Here is an 18,280-nt window from a genome sequence, read left to right on the forward strand (position 1 = left end):
CGCTCCTACCGCTTATTCCAGTCGATGATCCGGCTTGTGTCGCCGTCGAACTCGTTGCTGCAGAACGCGCCGCCCTGATAGTGATCGCCGATCGGATCGGGCTTCAGCTTGGCCTGCTCGGCCATCGCATGCGCCACGTGGTCCTCGGAGCGGCCGGTCGGGCGATAGCCGAACTCATAGGCGCGGTGATTGTCCCACCAGGCGCGCTCGTTCAGGGACACGCCGTAGAACACCTCGAAATGGATGTCGGGATGCTCGAGCCCGATCTGACAGAGCTGCACCAGATCCTCCGGCTTCAGCCACATCGAGATGCGGCGATGGTCGAGCGGCCGCTCGTCGCAATTGCCGATGCGGATGCAGGTGACCTTCAGCCCGTGCTTGTCGGCATAGAGCGCGCCGACCGCTTCGCCGAACACCTTGCTGACGCCATAGCGACCATCGGGGCGCACGGTGACGTCAGTGCCGATCTTGTGGTGGCGCGGATAGAAGCCGACGACGTGATTGGACGAGGCGAACACCACGCGCTTGACGCCCTTCCTGTACGCCGCCTCGAACAGATTGTAGCCGCCGATGATGTTGGCCTGGAGGATGTCGTCCCACGGGCCCTCGACCGAATAACCGCCGAAGTGAATGATGCCGTCCACGCCCTCGCAGATCGCCTCGACCTGCGCCAGGTCGGACAGGTCCGCCGCCTTGAATCGCTCGTTGGGACCGAGATCGGCCGGCGGGCGGATGTCGCTGAGCAGCAGGTCCGGATAAATCGGCGGCAACAGTTTTCGCAGGCGCGTTCCAATCCCGCCCGAAGCTCCCGTCATCAAGATGCGCGACATGTCTTTCCTCGTATGTGCAACCGAATTGCGGTCGTAGATATCTGATGCTAGCAGACTTGGACAGAGGGAACGTAACAACGAGAATTGCACATGAACGATGCATCGTCCCATAACCAAGGATCGCCGCAAGGCTGGCGGCCGGCGAGCTACTACCCCGATCCGGCGATCAGTGCACTCGATCCCCGCTTCGAAAAATACTGGCTGAAGCTGTCGGCGGTGGAACGGCTGACCACCGGCCTGCGCTGGGCCGAGGGCCCGGTGTGGTTCGGCGACGGACGCTATCTTTTGTGCAGCGACATCCCGAACCAGCGCATCGTCAAATGGGAAGAGGAAACCGGTGCGGTCTCGGTGTTCCGCAAGCCCTCCAATTTCGCCAATGGCAACACCCGGGATCGCCAGGGCCGGCTCGTCACCTGCGAGCATGGCGGCCGGCGCGTCACCCGCACCGAATATGACGGCAGCATCACCGTGCTGATGGATTCTTTTGGCGGCAAGAAGCTCAACTCGCCGAACGACGTCGTCGTGAAGTCCGACGGCGCGGTCTGGTTCACCGATCCCACCTTCGGCCTGCTCGGCAATTACGAAGGCTACAAGGCCGAGCCCGAGATCGAGCCGAACGTCTACAGGTTTGATCCAGCGACGGGCAAGGCGACTATCGTCGCCGAGGGCGTGCTCGGCCCCAACGGCCTGTGCTTCTCGCCCGACGAGAAGATTCTTTATGTCGTGGAATCACGCGGCGTGCCGAACCGCAAGATTCTCGCCTATGACGTCTCGCCCGACGGCGCCACGATCTCGAACAAGCGCGTCTTCATCGACGCAGGCCCGGGCACGCCGGACGGCATGCGCTGCGACATCGACGGCAATCTCTGGTGCGGCTGGGGCATGGGCGATCCCGAACTCGACGGCGTCGTGGTGTTCGCGCCCGACGGCGTCATGATCGGCCGCATCGCACTGCCCGAACGCTGCGCCAATCTCTGCTTCGGCGGCGTCAAGCGCAACCGCCTGTTCATGGCCGCGAGCCAGTCGATCTACGCGTTGTATGTTAACACACAGGGCGCGGTGGGGGGCTAATCTTACAACGGCGACGGTCTCGTAGGGTGGGCAAAGCGAAAGCGTGCCCACCACTTCTTGTTCGTTACGCGATGGTGGGCACGTCGCTGCGCTCCTTTGCCCACCCTACGGCACTGGATTGCTTCGCTTCGCTCGCAATGACGAATAAAACAAAAACGCCGGAGCGGTTGCCCGCTACGGCGTCATGTTCGTTTCAGGCGATGAGGCTTACGCCGCGTTGAAGCCGGCGACGGCCTTCACTTCGAGGAAGTCCTCGAGGCCGTACTTGCCCCACTCGCGGCCGTTGCCGGACTGCTTGTAGCCGCCGAACGGCGCGGAGCGGTCGTTGGGCACGCCCTGCAGATTGACGTTGCCGGCGCGGATCTGACGGCCGACGCGCTTGGCGTCCTCGACGGAAGCGCCCGTGACGTAGCCCGCGAGGCCATACGGCGTGTCGTTGGCGATATGCACGGCCTCGGCTTCGTCCTTGGCGCCGATGATGGTGAGCACGGGCCCGAAGATTTCCTCGCGAGCGATCGTCATGTCGGGGGTGACGTCGGCGAAGATGGTCGGACGGACATAGAAGCCCTTGTTGACGCCCTCGGGCAGGCCCGGGCCGCCGGCGACGAGCGTTGCGCCCTCGTCGACGCCCTTCTTGATCAGCCCCTGGATCTTGTCCCACTGGCCGCGGTTGACCACGGGACCGATGGTGGTGCCTTCGGCGCGCGGATCGCCCGCCTTGGTCTTGTCGGCGACAGCCTTCGCGATCGCGGCGACTTCCTTCATCTTCGAGGCCGGCACGATCATGCGCGAGGGCGCGTTGCAGGACTGGCCGGAGTTGTTGAACATGTGCATCACGCCGCCGGTCACCGCCTTCTGCAGGTCGGCGCCTTCGAGGATGACGTTCGGCGACTTGCCGCCGAGCTCCTGGCTGACGCGCTTCACGGTCGGGGCCGCGCGCTTGGCAACGTCGATGCCGGCGCGGGTCGAGCCGGTGAACGAGATCATGTCGATGTCGGGATGCTCGCTCATGGCGGCGCCGACCTCCGGGCCGAGGCCGTTGACGAGGTTGAACACGCCCTTTGGCACGCCGGCTTCATGAAGGATTTCCGCAAAGATCAAGGCCGAGGTCGGGGTGAACTCCGACGGCTTCAGGATCATGGTGCAGCCGGCGGCGAGCGCGGGCGCGACCTTGCAGGCGATCTGGTTGAGCGGCCAGTTCCAGGGCGTGATCATGCCGACCACGCCGACCGGCTCGCGCAGCACCATGGCGGTGCCGACCGGTTCCTCGAAATGATAGTTCTTGAGCACGTCGAGCGTGGTCATGAGATGGCCGAGGCCGGCGCCGGCCTGCAGCTTTTCAGCCATGGGCAGCGGCGCACCCATCTCATCGGAGACGGCAGCGCCGATTTCCTTGAGACGGCCCTTGTAGATCTCGATGACTTTCGTGAGCAGCGCGACGCGCTCGTCACGGCTGGTCTGGGAGAATGTCACGAACGCGCGCTTGGCGGCGGCGACAGCCTTGTCGACGTCGGCCTTGGAGCCCAGCGCAACCTCGTACATCGCCTCTTCCGTCGCCGGATTGACCACGGCGGTGGATTTCTTGACGGCGGGATCGACCCAGGCGCCGTCGATGTAGAATTGCATACGATTGACCATTGTGAACCTCTTCTTGGGGCTTGGAGGGGGCGTTTCGGCAGCCATCCTTGCACGAAAGCGCCGGCAATTGAACCCGCCATATGCAGGGCCAGCGTTGCGGCGGATGGAGGTTATATGAGCCGATGGCGGAGGGGTGGCAAGGTGGCCCCTCCGTCATTCCGGGGCGGGTCGAAGAGCCGAGCCCGGAATCTCGAGATTCCGGGTTCGCGCTAACGCGCGCCCCGGAATGACGACGCGGGTTGCCTCGACTACACCGCCATCTTCCGATGCAGCACCGGCGCACCGGTGGTGAGGCTTTCGGCCGCGTCGATGATGGCGTTGGCGTCGATGCCGTGGTGGCGGTAGAGGTCGGCGATCGTGCCGGTCTGGCCGAACTGCTCGACGCCGAGCGCCTCGACGCGATGGCCGCGGACGCTGCCGAGCCAGCCGAGCGCCGCCGGATGGCCGTCGATCACGGTCACGATGCCGCAGTCGCGCGGCAACGGCGCGAGCAGTTTTTCGATGTGGCTGAGATGCTGCACGCCTCTCCGATCACGGCGCAGTTTCCGTGCGGCGGTCCAGCCCGCATGCAGACGATCTGCGGACGTGATCGCGAGCAGGCCGATGTCCCGCCGGCTTTCGCCGATGAAGCCGGTCGCCTCGATCGCTTCCGGCGCAACGGCGCCGGAATAGGCGATTACGAGTTCGGCATTGGGACCCGGCTTGCGCAGCCAATAGGCGCCGTCGGTGATGCCCTGTGCAAGCTCGGGTGTCATGATCCGCTGCGCCTGCTCGATGCTGCGCGTCGACAGCCGCAAATAGACCGAGCCGCCCTCGCCCGGATCGCGCTGCATGTGGTTGAAGCCGAAAGCCATGATCACGGCGAGTTCGTCGACGAAGGCTGGCTCGAACGAGGCGAGCCCATCCTGCGCCATGCCGATCAAAGGCGTCGCGATCGACTGGTGCGCGCCGCCTTCGGGCGCCAGCGTGACGCCCGACGGAGTCGCAGCCACCATGAAGCGGGCATCCTGGTAGCAGGCATAGTTCAGCGCATCGAGACCGCGCTCGATGAAGGGATCGTAGAGCGTGCCGACCGGCAGCAGCCGCTCGCCGTTGATCTGATGCGAAAGGCCGAGTGCCGAGAGCATGATGAACAGGTTCATCTCGGCGATGCCGAGCTCGAGATGCTGGCCCTTGGGCGAGAAGTCCCAGTTGAAGGTGGATGGGATTTTCTCGCTGCGGAATAAGTCCGCCTTCTCGCCGCGCGCAAACAGGCCGCGCCGGTTCACCCACGGACCGAGATTGGTCGAGACGGTGACGTCAGGCGATGTCGTGACGATGCGCTTGGCCAGCTCGCTGTCGCTGCGCGCGATCTCGTTCAGCACCAGCCCAAAACCCTGCTGGGTCGACATCTGCGGCGACGGCTTGAAGGCGAGCTGCGACGGCACCTCGATAACAGGCGCGGTGAGCCGGCGGCCGTCCTGGTTGAACGGCACGCGCGCAAGGAAGGCGTCGAGCTCGGCGGGATCTTGCGAAAGGCCCTCGTATCTATCCCATTCGTGTCCGGGCCGAATGTTCTGGCTCTCGCGATATTTCTCCATTTGCGCGACCGTCATCAGGCCGGCGTGATTGTCCTTGTGGCCCTGGAACGGCAGGCCGACGCCCTTGATGGTGTAGGCAATGAAGCAGACCGGGCGATCGTGATCGATGGATTCGAAGGCGTCCAGCATGCTCGCCATGTCGTGGCCGCCGAGGTTCGACATCAGCGCCAGCAATTCGTCGTCGCTGCGGCGGTCGATCAGTTTTGTAATAGGTCCCTGATCGCCGATCTCGTCGTGCAGATGCTTGCGGAAGGCCGCGCCGCCCTGGAAACACAGCGCGGCGTAGAGTGCGTTGGGGCAATTGTCGATCCAGCGCTTCAACGCCTCGCCGCCGGGCTCGGCAAAGGCCTCGCGCATCAGGCGGCCGTATTTCACGATCACCACGTCCCAGCCGAAGTTGCGGAACATGGTCTCGAACTTTTCCCAGAGGCCTTCGCGGACGACGGCGTCCAGCGACTGCCTGTTGTAGTCGACCACCCACCAGGTGTTGCGCAGGCCGTGCTTCCAGCCCTCCGCCAGCGCCTCGAAGATATTGCCCTCGTCCATCTCGGCGTCGCCGACCAGCGCAATCATCCGCCCCTCGCGGCGATCCTTCATCCAGCCATGCGCCTTGACGTAGTCCTGCACCAGCGAGGCAAACAGCGTCTGCGCGACACCGAGGCCGACGGAGCCGGTGGAGAAATCGACATCGTCGACGTCCTTGGTGCGCGAGGGATAGGACTGCGCGCCCTTGAAGCCACGAAAATTCTCCAGCTTCTCGCGGCTCTGCCGGCCGAACAGATACTGGATGGCGTGGAACACCGGGCTCGCATGCGGCTTCACCGCGACGCGATCTTCGGGCCGCAGCACATGGAAATAGAGCGCCGACATGATGGTCGCGAGAGAGGCCGACGAGGCCTGATGTCCCCCGACTTTCAAGCCGTCCGAATTGGGGCGAAGGTGGTTGGCGTGATGGATGGTCCATGACGACAGCCACAGCGCCTTGCGGGCCAGTGCGGTCAGGGTTTCAAGACGTGCGGAATCGACGGGCATGGCGATGCTCCGGAAAATAACGCCGATAATACCCCTGCCGGCCCCGCCGGATTTCTCAATTTTTCGCGTCATACCCGCCAGTATTAGGATATCATACCAATAAAACGTCCTGAAATATAGGTTTCATCCCAATGCCAGCGCTCGATGCCATCGACCGAAAGATCCTTGCACTGCTCCAGACCGACAGCCGGCTGACCATGCAGGAACTCGCCGACAAGGTCGGGCTGTCGGTCTCGCCCTGCCATCGCCGCGTCAAGCTGCTGGAGGAACGTGGCGTCATTTCTCGCTACATCGCAACCGTCGACCAGAAGGCGCTGGGGTTGCATGTCAGCGTCTTCATCTCGATCAAGCTGGCGCGGCAGAAGGAGGAGGATCTCAACCGCTTCGCGCGCGCGATCTCGAAATGGGACGAGGTGCTGGAGTGCTACCTGATGACAGGCAACCGCGACTATCTCCTGCGCGTCGTCGCGGCCGACCTCGCCTCCTACGAGACCTTCCTGAAGACCAAGCTGACCCGCCTCGACGGCATCGCCTCGATCGAATCGAGCTTTGCGCTCAGCCAGGTGAAATATTCGATCGCGCTGCCGGTGTAAGGCATCACCGCCACGGCTGCACAATGATCTTGGTATGGGCTTCAGGGTTGGCGAGATCGGCGAAGGCCTTTGCGACGCCGTCGATGCCGATCTCGGCCGTCACCATCGCCGCGGCATCCACCTGCCCCTCCGCGATCAGGCGCAGTGAGGCTGCGAATTCGTCCGGCGTGTAGCCGAGCACATATTGGACGTTGAGCTCCTTCATGATGCCGAGCATGGGCTCGCTTCTGTCGGTCTCCATGCAGACACCGACCACGACGATCCTGGCATCGCGCGGCGCGCCCTCGAACACCTGCTGCAACAGACCCGGCACGCCGACGCACTCGAAGATGATCGCCGGCTTGAGCGCCGGCAGCATTGCCTGCAACGGCGGCCGCGCCGCTTTCTCCGCGTCCGACATCTGCGCATGCTCGGCCCAGGTCGCATAGGGCTGCGACGCCCTGGGATCCACGACGATATCGGCGCCGAGTTTTGCCGCAAGCGCGCGCCGTGCCGGCGAATAGTCGGCGGCGACGATCGGATGCAGGCCCCTGATCCTGAGCGCGGCGATCACCGCGAGCCCGACCGGCCCGCAGCCGATCACGAGCGGCACTTCGCCGCCTCGGATGTTGGCCTTGGCGACGGCATGAACGCCGACCGCGAGTGGTTCGGTGAGCGCGGCATGCTCCGGCGCGAGACCGTTGGGCACTTCGAGCAGCAGCGCTTCGCTCAGCAGCATCGCCTCGGCATAGCCGCCGACATTGTCGTTGGAATAGCCGATGCCTTCGATGCCCTGCGGCGTCACGAGGGCCGGCAGCGAGCAGACGCGCGTGCCCGGCTTGAGCTTGCGCACAGTGCCCGGGCCGTAGTCGACGATCTCGCAGCAGAACTCATGGCCGAACACGACGTCGCGGGCGAGATCCATCGGCTTGCGGCCGGTCTTCTGCGCCATCTCCACCATGCGATGAGCGTGCTGGCGCGCGTGCAGGTCGGAGCCGCAGATGCCGCAGGCGAGCGTCTTGACCAGCACCTGGCTGGGGCCCGGCCTCGGCTCGGCCATCCGGTCGACGACAATCTCACCGTTCCTGAAAATCGCAGCGCGCATCCGGCTCCTCCCGTGGTGTTGGAGCCGTTGATAGCACGAAGCGGGACGCGCGATCTTGGGTCAGGGGTTCGGGGAACGCTCTTCCAGCACCAGCAACTGGGCACGACGGATGCGCTCGCGATGGGCGATGTAGAGGCCGCTGGCAACGATGAAGGCCGCCCCGGTGACGGTCCAGACATCAGGCACTTCGCCGAACAGGAAGAAGCCCAAAATGCTGACCCACAGCAACTGCGTGTAGGAGAACGGCGCCAGCACCGAGGCATCGCCATAGCGATAGGCCAGTACGATGATCCACTGGCCGACCGTCGAGGCGACACCGATCACGATACCAAGTCCGATCGCGCTCCAGGTCGGCGTGACCCAGACGAACGGTACGATCAGAGACAGGATAGCAACGCCCGTCAGCGCCGAATACGCCATCGTGGTGAGGACGGCTTCACGCCCGCTCATCATGCGCGTCAGGATCAGCGCCGCGGCCCAGCAGAACGCGGAGACGATCGGAAAGAACGCGGCGGCGTGAAACGCGCTGGAGCCCGGGCGCAGGATGATCATCACGCCCGTCAGGCCGATCGCGGTCGCGATCCAGCGGCGCATGCCGACCTTCTCGCTCAGGAAGACGATCGAGAGCGCGGTGACGAACAGCGGCGAGACGAAGCCGGTCGCGGACGCTTCCGCGATCGGCAGGAAGCTCAGGCCGGTGATGAAGAACAGCGAAGAGCCGAGCAGTGCCGCGCCGCGCATCAGCTGCAGGCCGAGCCGGTCGGTGCGCATGGCGCGGAGCGGCGAGCCCGGCAGCATCACCGGCGTGAACATCAGCGCAAACGTCACGAAGCGGATCCAGGTGATCTCGATCGACGGCAGGCTCGACGACAGATATTTCGCAGTGACATCGGAGCAACCGAGAAAGATCGTCGACAGCAGCACCAGCGCGATGCCCTTGAAGGGATGATCGACGCGCGCGGGCGCGCGGCGCGCCTGCGGCTTCTTTTCCGGCATAGGCATGGGAATACTGTCGAGCCTTGCGGCTGCGGCGGGCGGCGGGGTCACGGCTGGAACCTAGAAAATGCGAATCGGGAATGATCGTAAAAAACGATAATTGCGCCGCTTTCACAACTTCCGAAAACAGGATGCCGATATGCGCTCACGTCCGCGCGCGTCAAGACTCCATTAACAATAGACGTTTGTGCACTACAGCATGGGCAGGCCGCGCGGCTTCGGACCGCGCGGAAACGCCGCATCGAGCACCGCAATCTCCTCTTTCGTCAGCACGAGATCGCCGGCCGCTGCATTTTCGCTGGCATGTTCCGCGGACGACGCCTTCGGGATCGCGAACACCGTAGTTGCACGGGTGAGGAAGCTCAGCGCGATCTGGCGCGGCGTTGCGCGACGCGCCTTCGCGATGCCCGCCAGCACCGCGCCGCCCTTGCTGTTGCTCGCAGGAAAATCGTCGTGGCCGAACGGCGAATAGGCGACCACAGCGACGCCATGCTGTTCGCACCACGGGATCACTGCGTGTTCGATCGCGCGTTCCTTCAGATGATAGAGCACCTGATTGCAGGCGATGTTGCCTTCGCCGGCAATTTCGAGCATCTCCTCGAGATCATCGGCATCGAAATTGGAAACGCCCCAGGACTTGATCTTGCCGGCCTTCACCAGTTCCTCGAACGCAGCGACGGTGTCCTCCAGCGGATACGAGCCGCGCCAATGCAGCAGATAGCAGTCGAGCCGATCTGTCTTGAGCCGCTTCAGCGAGCGCTCACAGGCGGTGACGGTTCCGCGGCGCGAGGCGTTGCTCGGCAGCACTTTTGAGACCAGGAACACCTCGTCGCGTCGTCCCGCGATCGCATCGGCAATGACGAACTCCGCATCGCCATACATCTCGGCAGTGTCGATGTGGGTCATGCCGAGATCGAGCCCGCGCTGAAGCGCCGCGATTGCGCGCTTACGGTCGCCGTGATCGAGATACCACGTGCCCTGCCCGATGACGCAGACGCTGGCGCCCGTTTTGCCGAAGGGTTTTGTGTTCATATTTGCTCCGATACCGCTCTTTCGCTCAGGCAACCGCCATCAAGCTCAAGAGTTCAATACGCCGATGTCAGCGACCAATACGCTACCGGTTGCGGACTCCGTGATATAGAGCCGATCTTTCTTCGCGCCACCGATCGCGACATTGGTGCAATTCGGCCCGGCACACGACTTGATCCGCGCAATCAATTCGCCGTTCGGCGCGAACACGAAGACGTGGCCGAGCGAAGCGTGACCGACGAACAGGCGGCCCTTTGCATCCATTGTCATGCCGTCAGGGCCGCTGGTACCGAACAGCGAGCAGAAGCGCCCGACCTTCGACACGCTGCCGTCCTGCATGAACGGCAACCGCCACACCGCGTTGTCGCGCGTCATCGCCACGAACAGCACGGTCTCGGTTGGATCGAGCACCAGGCCATTAGGACTGATGCCGGTGTCGATCAGGCAATCCAGCCGGCCGCTTTGCGCCAGGCGATAGACACGGCCGCTGGCGTCGTGCAGGCCGGTCTGCCCCTGGTCGGTGAAATAGATGTCGCCGTTGGAAGCGAGATGCAGGTCGTTGCAGCCGCGGAAGGACTCCGAGTTGCGCGAGGTCAGCACCGGCGCAATGCGCCCTGCTTTGGCGTCGAACTCCATGATGCCATGCCTGTAGTCGGCAATCAGGATGCGGCCGTCGGCCGCGATCTTCAGCCCGTTCGGCCAGCCCTCATATTCAATCGCCAGCGACCATTCGCCGTCGGGCGTAATGCGGAAGATGCGGCCGAAGGGAATGTCGACGATGTAGAGATTGCCTTCCTGTCGAACGACGGACCTTCGATGAAGGAGTCCGTCGGCACACCCGGCCGGTTGGCATCGGCCCAATCCGTCCGCTCGCCCTTGCGGCGGAACTTATGGGGCATGGTCGAGAAGAGCTTGGTCTCGATCAGGCGCGGCGGCGTTTCCAGGTACATCATGATTATTGTGTGCGAGCGGCGGGAATGCCTTCAATATAACGGATAATCCCGAATCCGTCGATTGACAGCGCGCCTTGCCAAAGACCGAGGGGCGGAGTCCTCCTGGGTGCGTCTGGATCCAACACAAACAGGGGTTGCATTAGCGATTGCAGGCCGTTAGCCTGCTCGTATTGTCTCATCGCTATTTGCAACAACCGAATAATTTGAGGCTTCGCCAATGCCAATGAACGAGCTCCTTCTTCGACTTGCCGACATCTATGCCGGCGAAAACATCCGGCACCCGCAGCTACGCGCCGTCACGCTGGCCCAATGGATGCTCGAAAGCGGACGTGCAACATCGAAGCTTGCGACTGAGCATTACAATTTCGGCGGGCTGAAATGGCGCAAGGAAATGGCTGCATACGCGACCCGCGTCCTGTATCAGGCCCACGACGGCGACGAATATTACTGCAAGTTCGCAACGATCGAGAATTTCATTAACGGCTATTGGGCTTTCCTGAATAGGGCGCCTTATTCCGGGTGGGAAGAGCACATCGATAGCGGCGAGGATTTCATCCGTTTCATTGGCCCGATCTATACGCCGAAGCCGAGCTATCCGGACGATGTCCTGGTGCTGGTCAAAGAAGCACAAAGGCTGCTGTCTGCTCCGCCACGCACGCACCTGGTCGCGGCGGTGGCTGCTGTGAACCTTGGAACGGTCGTCATCGATCCCGGCCATGGCGGTACGGTCAAGGTCGGCGGAAGCTCACCCAACAATGCAACGAGCGCGAGTGGGGTGAAAGAGAAGAAGCTTGCGCTCGATTTTTCGCTGATCCTGCGCGACGAACTCCTTAGACAGGCCACAGCCAGTAGTCAGACAATCAAGGTCGTGCTGACGCGCACAACCGATGTCAATGTCGGCATCACAGATCGCGCGCAGGTTGCGGCGAGTGAGCATGCACGGGCGTTTCTGTGCCTACATTTCAATGGCCTCGATGACACGACTATCAGCGGCGCGGAGACGTACTTTCGCGCGGCTAGCAACGGCAATCTCAATCTCCAAGCCGACATTAAGTTTGCGAACGCCGTTCATGACGGCCTTATGGCCGGTATGCGGGCCGTCAATCCGACGGCCAAGGACCGCGGGGTGAAGCCTGATAGCGATTCGGGTCCTGGGTCATTGGGCGTCCTCAATGACGCCGCATTGGGCAACACGCCCGCGAACCCGAGATGTGCCTCGGCGTATATCGAGGCCGAGTTCATATCGAATCCAAAGGTGGACAAGATCCTGATATCGGGCGCCGACGCCATCGCGAACAGGACGCAAGTGATGGCCTCCGTCGCGACGGCCATCCGTGAGTTTCTCGCCGGCGCATAGCAAGGAAACGAACCCTCTGCGTTCCCAGAGTCTCTACCCCGCCGCGCCCGCGAGCTTGGCCTGCTTCGCCGGCGCCATTTCGGTCGTCGCAATCAGGCGCTTCAGCTCGGGGATGCAGGAGCCGCAATTGGTGCCGGCCTTGAGCTTTGCGCCGATCTCGGCGGCCGTGCGCGCGCCTGCCGCGATGGTGTCGCAGATGGTGCCGCGGCCGACGCCGAAGCAGGCGCAGACGACGGGACCGGTCGAAGCCGCGCCCTCGCTGGACTTGCCGGACAGCAGCATGCGGCGCTGGTCGTCCGTGACATGGTCGGCCACGAACAGGCTCTTCACCACCTCCCAGTCGCCGGCATCATGCGCTGGGCCGACGAACAGGCAGGTTTCGATGCGGTCACCCGCAAACGACGCCGCGCGATAAACGCCGCCACCGAAGTCGCGATAGTCGGCGACGTCCTCGCCGGCGACGCCATCCAGCCAGGCCGGCCAACGCGACAGATCGGCGTTGTCGGCGAAGAGATAGCCGAAGCCGCCGGCGACCGTAACGCGGGTCCACATCAGGTTCGACGGCAGATCGAGCTGTTTGCGCGACAGCGCAAAGCCGCGGAAGACGTATTCATGCGGCGAAATCGCAGCCGGCGTTGCCTTGGACTCCGGCTGTCCCGAGAACGGATCCGTGAACGGTGCGACCAGCGCACCGACACGACCGTGGGAGGCATTCATCGCACTCCAGTGGATCGGCGCGAACAGCGTGCCGCGCTGCTGGCGCTCGCTGACGACGACCTTCAGAATGCAATGACCGTAGTCGGTGGTGATGCGGGCATAGCCGTCATGGACGATGCCGTATCTGCCGGCGTCATCGGGATGAATCTCGACGAACGGCTCGGGCAGATGCGCGCCGAGCCGCTGGCTCAGGCCGGTGCGCGTCATGGTGTGCCACTGGTCGCGAATGCGTCCCGTGTTGAGCCGTAAGGGCCGTGACGGCCCAGTCTCGCCGCGCAACGCCGGCACCTCCGGCGCGACGAAACGGCCCTTGCCGTCATTGGTGAAGAACCCGCCCTGCGCAAAGAACCGTTCGCCGGGCGCCTCGCCTTCGCGCGCGGGCCACTGCACGGGCTTCAAGGCATCGAAGGCCTCGTCGGACAGCGAGGTCAACGCTCCGATATCGAAATCGCGGCTGCCATCATTCTCGAACGCCGAGAGCGCGGCGTGCTCGCGAAAGATGTCGGCGGCCGATTTGTAGTTGAAGCTGTCGCCGAAGCCGAGGCGCCTTGCGGTCTCACTGAGAATCCACCAGTCCGGCCGCGCCTCGCCGGGCGCCGGCAGGAACGAGCGCTGGCGCGAGATGCGGCGCTCGGAGTTGGTCACGGTGCCCGACTTCTCGCCCCAGGCGAGCGCGGGCAGCAGCACGTGCGGTCCGGCATCGACCGTGTCGTTGGAGAGCACGTTCTCGGAGACCACGAACAGCTCGAGCTTCTTCAGCGCCTCGCGCACGAAGTCCGCGTCAGGCAGCGACACCGCCGGATTGGTACCCATCACCCACAGCGCCTTGACCTCGCCGCGGCTGATGGCTTCGAACAACTGTACCGCCTTCAACCCTTCGTGGGTGGCGATGCGCGGCGCCTTCCAGAACCGCCTGACACGGTCGATGTCCGGCGGCGTGAAGTTCATATGCGCGGCGAGCTGGTTGGCGAGGCCGCCGACCTCGCGGCCGCCCATCGCGTTGGGCTGGCCGGTGAGCGAGAACGGCGAAGCGCCGGGCTTGCCGATGCGCCCCGTGGCGAGATGGCAGTTCAGGATGGCGTTGACCTTGTCGGTGCCCTGCGCCGACTGGTTGACGCCTTGCGAATACAGCGTGACGACCCGTTCGGTGTCGCGGAACATCTTGAAGAACGTCGCAACGTCCTGTTCGGTGAGGCCCGTCGCCAGCGCGGTCGCGGTGACGCTGCCGGCGATGCTGCGTGCGCGCGCCAGTGCGTCGTCAAAGCCCGAGGTGTTTTGCGCGATGTAGTCCTGATCCAGGGCACCATTGTCGGCGAGGTGAACGAACAGGCCGGAGAACAGCGCCGTGTCGGTGCCGGGCTTGAGGCCGAGGAACAGGTCGACGTCGGTCGCCGTATCGGTGCGGCGCGGATCGATCACGATCATGCGGGCGCCGCGCTCCTGCCGGTTCTTCACCATGCGCTGGAACAGCACCGGATGGCACCAGGCGGCATTCGAGCCGACGAACACCAGCAGATCGGCCTGGTCGAGATCCTCGTAGCAGCCGGGCACGGTGTCGGCGCCGAAGGCGCGGCGATGACCGGCGACCGAGGACGACATGCAGAGCCGCGAATTGGTGTCGACGTTCGCCGTGCCGACAAAGCCCTTCATCAGCTTGTTGGCGACATAATAGTCCTCGGTCAGCAGCTGGCCCGAGAGATAGAACGCGACCGCGTCGGCACCGTCGCGCGCGACGATGTGCTGCATGCGGTGGGCGACGTGGTCGAGCGCATCGCTCCAGGCGACGCGTTCGAGCACGCCCTTGCAGCGGATCATCGGATAGAGCAGCCGGCTTTCGAGCCCCACGGTCTCGCCGAGCGCCGAGCCCTTGGAGCACAGCCGGCCGAAATTGGCGGGATGATCGGGATCGCCCGCGATGGCCGCGCCACCCTTGCCGTCGGGCGTCGCCAGCACGCCGCAGCCGACGCCGCAATACGGACACGTCGTCTTGGTGGCGCGGAGCGTGGGATCGATCGCCGTCATATCAAGCCGCCTCTATCAAGCCGCTTTGGAAGGACGCGCGAGCGCGCGGCCGAACATCATGTCGGCGCGGATCGCCGCCACCTTGTCGCGGTTGCGGATCAGTTCGAGATACCAGAGCGCATCGACGGTATCGCCGATCAACAGGGCGCCGGTGAGCCGGCCCTCGGCGATGACGAGCTTCTTGTAGGTGCCGCGCCTGCGATCGCTGAGCACGAGACTCTCGCTGCCCTCCCCGCCGATGAAGTCGCCGGCGGAGAACACGCTGACGCCCGACACCTTCAGATTGGTCGAGACCACGCTGCCATGATAGGCCGCAGACCGGCCGGCGAGATGCCGCGCCAGCACGCGCGCCTGCTCGTAGGCGGGCTCGACGAGGCCGTAGCAGGTGCCGCGATGCTCGGCGCATTCGCCGAGCGCGTAGATATCGGGTGACGCCGTCTGCATCTCGTCGTTGACGACGATGCCGCGGTTGACTGCGATGCCGGCGTCCTTTGCGAGCGCAACGTTGGGCCTGATGCCGGCCGCGAAGATCACGGCATCGGCCTCGATGCGACTGCCGTCGGCAAGCTCGACCCCTTCGACATGGCCCTCGCCATGGATGCGGGCCGTGGATGCATTGAGCAGGATGCGAATGCCCTTGCGCTCGACCAGCGTCTTGAGCAGGTCGGCGGCGGGCGCATCGAGCTGGCGCTCCATCAGCCGGTCCATCAGGTGCAGCAGCGTCACGGGCGCTCCGGCCTTGGCGAGGCCGTAAGCCGCTTCGAGTCCGAGCAGACCGCCGCCGACCACGACGACGCGCTTCCTGGCGGCCGCGAGCGTCAGCAGCAGATCGACGTCGCGGGTGTCGCGGAAGGTGTGCACGCCAGCGAGATCGGCGCCCGGCACGTTGAGCCGCAGCGGCGTCGAGCCGACGGCGAGCACGAGCTTGGAATATTCCATGCTCTCTTCGCCTTCGATCTTGAGCTCGCGTCGGCCGGTGTCGATCTCGGTAACGCGATAGCCGTAGCGCACCGTGACGCCGCGATGGCGCCACCAGTCGGCAGGCCGCAGCTCGATCTCGTGCGAGCCGGTCTCCCCCGCAAGCACGGAGGAGAGCAAAACGCGGTTATAAGCGAGCCGCGGCTCTTCGCCGATCACGGCGACCGCGTAGCGGCCGAGCGCGGTCTTGGCGAGCTCGTCGACCAGACGCGCGGCCGCCATACCGTTACCGACGATGACCAGCGGTTCACTCACGATGCATCTCCTATTCAGCGGCCTGCGACTGTGCGCCGTAGGCCTCGGAAATCATGTAGCCGGACAACACGCCGTAGACGTCGGTCCAGGCCGTAGCGAGCTCCGGCGTCCAGGCTTCGCCGAGCCCCTTCTCCAGGGTCCACAGCAAGGTCGCGCCGACCACGGGGTAGTGTTCGGCCTTGGCGCCATAGGCGACGTGACGTTTGGCAAGTGCCGAGGCCGCGGGAAGAATCGAGTCCAGGCTCGACAGGCCACCGACGACGGCGGCGAGCATGCCCATCAGCTTCTTGCGCTGCTCGGTCATGTCCTCGGGAAACATAGCGCGCACGGACGGCGCCACCTCGAACAGGCGATCGTAGAACAGCACCGCGGCCTGCGCGGAAATCGGCGCGACCTTGGCAAAGCTCTGCTGGACGAGCGTGATCTGTTCCGGCGTCATGATGTTCTCCTGCCTGTTTCGGTTTGCCTTTGTCCGCGCCATTGCGGAGAAAGTTCATGGGTCAAACGTCATCAGCGAGACTTCTCCCCGCGTACGGGGAGAAGCGACATTCGTGCCAAGTGTCACACGCGCGCGCCGGCGAGGCTTGACGCGCCTTCACCCTGCGGGCTGCGACGCAAATAGAACCACCAGGTTAGCGCGAGGCAGGAGGCGTAGAAGCCGAGATAGATCATGAGCGCGAGCTGCGGCCCTCCGGTCAGCGCGATCGACTTGCCGAACCCGGTCGGGATCAGATAGCCGCCGACGGCGCCGACCGCGCCGATGAAGCCGACCGCAGCACCGCTCTCGATGCTCGCCGTCTTCAAGGCGACCGCGCGCTCCGCATCGCCCTTGCCGCGCACCCTGAACAAATTCTGCTCGCGGAAGATCGAGGGGATCATGCGGTAGGTCGAACCGTTGCCGATGCCCGTCGTCACGAACAGGACCAGGAACATCGACAGAAAGCCGATGAAATCCTTCTGCCCGACGAAGTAGAGCACGCCGACCGTGGCACCCGCCATCACGATGAAATTCCAGAACGTGATGACCGAGCCGCCGATCTTGTCGGCAAGCAAGCCGCCGAGTGGCCGCGACAGCGAGCCGACCAGCGGCCCGAGGAACGCGATCGCAATCGTGACTTGCGGGAACTGGGTCTTGATCAGCAGCGGAAATGCAGCCGAGTAGCCGATGAAGGAGCCGAACGTGCCGATATAGAGATACGCCATGATCCAGGTGTGCTTGCGCTTGACCACGGCGAGCTGGTTCTTGATCGACGACTTGGCCGTGGTCAAATTGTTCATGAAGAACACTGCGCCGAACACCGCGATCGCGATCGGCAGCACCCACATCAGGCCGGCGTTTTGCAGGAAGACGCCGTCGACGGGGCTTGCCTGGAACAGGTTGATGACGGCGAGCGTCATCAGGATCGGGGTCAACAGCTGCACGCTGGAGACACCGATATTGCCGCCGGCGGCATTCAGGCCCAGCGCCCATCCCTTCATCCGGTCAGGAAAGAAGAAGGAGATATTGGTCATGCTGGAGGCAAAATTGCCGCCGCCGAGGCCGGCGGTCGAGGCAATCAGCAGCATCAGCCAGAACGGCGTGTCGGGCTGGCTCACGAAATAGGCGAGCGAGAGCGTCGGAATGAACAGGATCGCCGCACTGAAGATGGTCCAGTTGCGACCACCGAAGGTCGTCACCGCGAAGGTGTATGGAAAGCGCATCAACGCGCCGATCAGTCCGGGCACCGCGACGAGCTGGAACAGCTGGTCGGTGGTGTAGTGGAAGCCCGCCTGCGGCAGCTTGGTGGCGACGATGCTCCAGATCAGCCAGACCGAGAAGCCGATATGCTCGGCCACGATCGACCAGATCAGGTTGCGCCGCGCGATAGTCTTGCCGGTCGCATTCCAGAACGCCTCATCTTCGGGGCGCCAGTCTGAAATCCAGTTTGGATTCTTCGTCATTGAGTATCCCTTCCAGGCTCACCGCTGCGTCGTTGCAGGCTCAGCCTCCGGCCACGGAGGCGCGCGCCGAGGCCAAGCCCCGGTGGCGAGTTCACGATGCTGATTGATGATGTTGAGGGACGTCGTCGTTGGCGTCGCAGTTGGTATTTCAATTTCCGTGCCAACCGCGCGCATTCGGGAAATACAGGGAATTCAGAGACTTAT

13 protein-coding genes and 1 pseudogene are annotated in these 18,280 nt (G+C 64.0%); 3 read left to right on the plus strand and 11 right to left on the minus strand.

Translation table 11 applies throughout. The features are described 5' to 3' along the window. Positions 1 to 5: 5 nt before the first annotated feature. Positions 6 to 830, minus strand: a complete 825-nt coding sequence (locus IVA88_RS07925) for an NAD(P)-dependent oxidoreductase (protein WP_247496721.1) — start codon at positions 828 to 830, stop codon at positions 6 to 8. A gap of 90 nt (positions 831 to 920) precedes the next feature. On the opposite strand from IVA88_RS07925, the gene IVA88_RS07930 reads away from it, so the two are divergent. Beyond that, complete coding sequence (locus IVA88_RS07930; RefSeq protein ID WP_247496722.1) at positions 921 to 1,901, plus strand: SMP-30/gluconolactonase/LRE family protein; 981 nt, start codon at positions 921 to 923, stop codon at positions 1,899 to 1,901. Between the two features lie 207 nt (positions 1,902 to 2,108). Here the strand turns inward: IVA88_RS07930 and IVA88_RS07935 are convergent, their stop codons facing one another. Together IVA88_RS07935 and IVA88_RS07940 are read right to left on the minus strand one after the other, a co-directional pair. After that, entirely contained in the window at positions 2,109 to 3,539 is a 1,431-nt protein-coding gene (locus IVA88_RS07935) for an aldehyde dehydrogenase family protein (protein WP_247496723.1), read from the minus strand. A 248-nt stretch (positions 3,540 to 3,787) separates the two neighbouring features. Next, entirely contained in the window at positions 3,788 to 6,151 is a 2,364-nt protein-coding gene (locus IVA88_RS07940) for a transketolase (protein WP_247496724.1), read from the minus strand. Between the two features lie 131 nt (positions 6,152 to 6,282). On the opposite strand from IVA88_RS07940, the gene IVA88_RS07945 reads away from it, so the two are divergent. Continuing rightward, entirely contained in the window at positions 6,283 to 6,744 is a 462-nt protein-coding gene (locus tag IVA88_RS07945; RefSeq protein ID WP_247496725.1) for an Lrp/AsnC family transcriptional regulator, read from the plus strand. Between the two features lie 4 nt (positions 6,745 to 6,748). Here the strand turns inward: IVA88_RS07945 and IVA88_RS07950 are convergent, their stop codons facing one another. From IVA88_RS07950 to IVA88_RS07965, 4 genes and pseudogenes are all read right to left on the minus strand, one after another. Then, a complete protein-coding gene (locus IVA88_RS07950; protein WP_247496726.1) occupies positions 6,749 to 7,828 on the minus strand; it encodes a zinc-binding dehydrogenase in 1,080 nt (359 codons plus the stop codon). A 60-nt stretch (positions 7,829 to 7,888) separates the two neighbouring features. Next, a complete protein-coding gene (locus tag IVA88_RS07955) occupies positions 7,889 to 8,830 on the minus strand; it encodes a DMT family transporter (protein WP_247496727.1) in 942 nt (313 codons plus the stop codon). 186 nt (positions 8,831 to 9,016) lie between these two features. Continuing rightward, positions 9,017 to 9,856: an aldo/keto reductase gene (locus IVA88_RS07960; RefSeq protein WP_247496728.1), complete on the minus strand. Its 840-nt coding sequence runs from the start codon at positions 9,854 to 9,856 to the stop codon at positions 9,017 to 9,019. Between the two features lie 45 nt (positions 9,857 to 9,901). Continuing rightward, positions 9,902 to 10,803: pseudogene (locus IVA88_RS07965) on the minus strand (SMP-30/gluconolactonase/LRE family protein). 226 nt (positions 10,804 to 11,029) lie between these two features. Here IVA88_RS07965 and IVA88_RS07970 point away from each other — a divergent pair. Then, entirely contained in the window at positions 11,030 to 12,163 is a 1,134-nt protein-coding gene (locus tag IVA88_RS07970) for an N-acetylmuramoyl-L-alanine amidase (protein ID WP_247496729.1), read from the plus strand. Between the two features lie 33 nt (positions 12,164 to 12,196). Here the strand turns inward: IVA88_RS07970 and IVA88_RS07975 are convergent, their stop codons facing one another. The 4 genes from IVA88_RS07975 to IVA88_RS07990 all read right to left on the minus strand — a co-directional run bounded on the left by IVA88_RS07975 (position 12,197) and on the right by IVA88_RS07990 (position 18,076). After that, on the minus strand, positions 12,197 to 14,902 hold the full coding sequence (locus tag IVA88_RS07975; protein ID WP_247496730.1) for a nitrate reductase: 2,706 nt from the start codon (positions 14,900 to 14,902) through the stop codon (positions 12,197 to 12,199). Between the two features lie 15 nt (positions 14,903 to 14,917). Further along, entirely contained in the window at positions 14,918 to 16,135 is a 1,218-nt protein-coding gene (locus tag IVA88_RS07980) for an FAD-dependent oxidoreductase (RefSeq protein WP_346657566.1), read from the minus strand. 10 nt (positions 16,136 to 16,145) lie between these two features. Further along, the gene (locus tag IVA88_RS07985; protein ID WP_247496731.1) at positions 16,146 to 16,574 is read right to left on the minus strand and encodes a globin family protein; all 429 of its coding nucleotides are present in this window, start codon (positions 16,572 to 16,574) and stop codon (positions 16,146 to 16,148) included. Positions 16,575 to 16,696: 122 nt separating this feature from the next. Continuing rightward, a complete protein-coding gene (locus tag IVA88_RS07990; protein WP_247496732.1) occupies positions 16,697 to 18,076 on the minus strand; it encodes an MFS transporter in 1,380 nt (459 codons plus the stop codon). Between the last annotated feature and the right edge of the window lie 204 nt (positions 18,077 to 18,280).

The sequence above is a fragment of the Bradyrhizobium sp. 149 genome, assembly GCF_023073915.1.
In the GTDB taxonomy this organism is placed as follows: Bacteria; Pseudomonadota; Alphaproteobacteria; order Rhizobiales; family Xanthobacteraceae; genus Bradyrhizobium.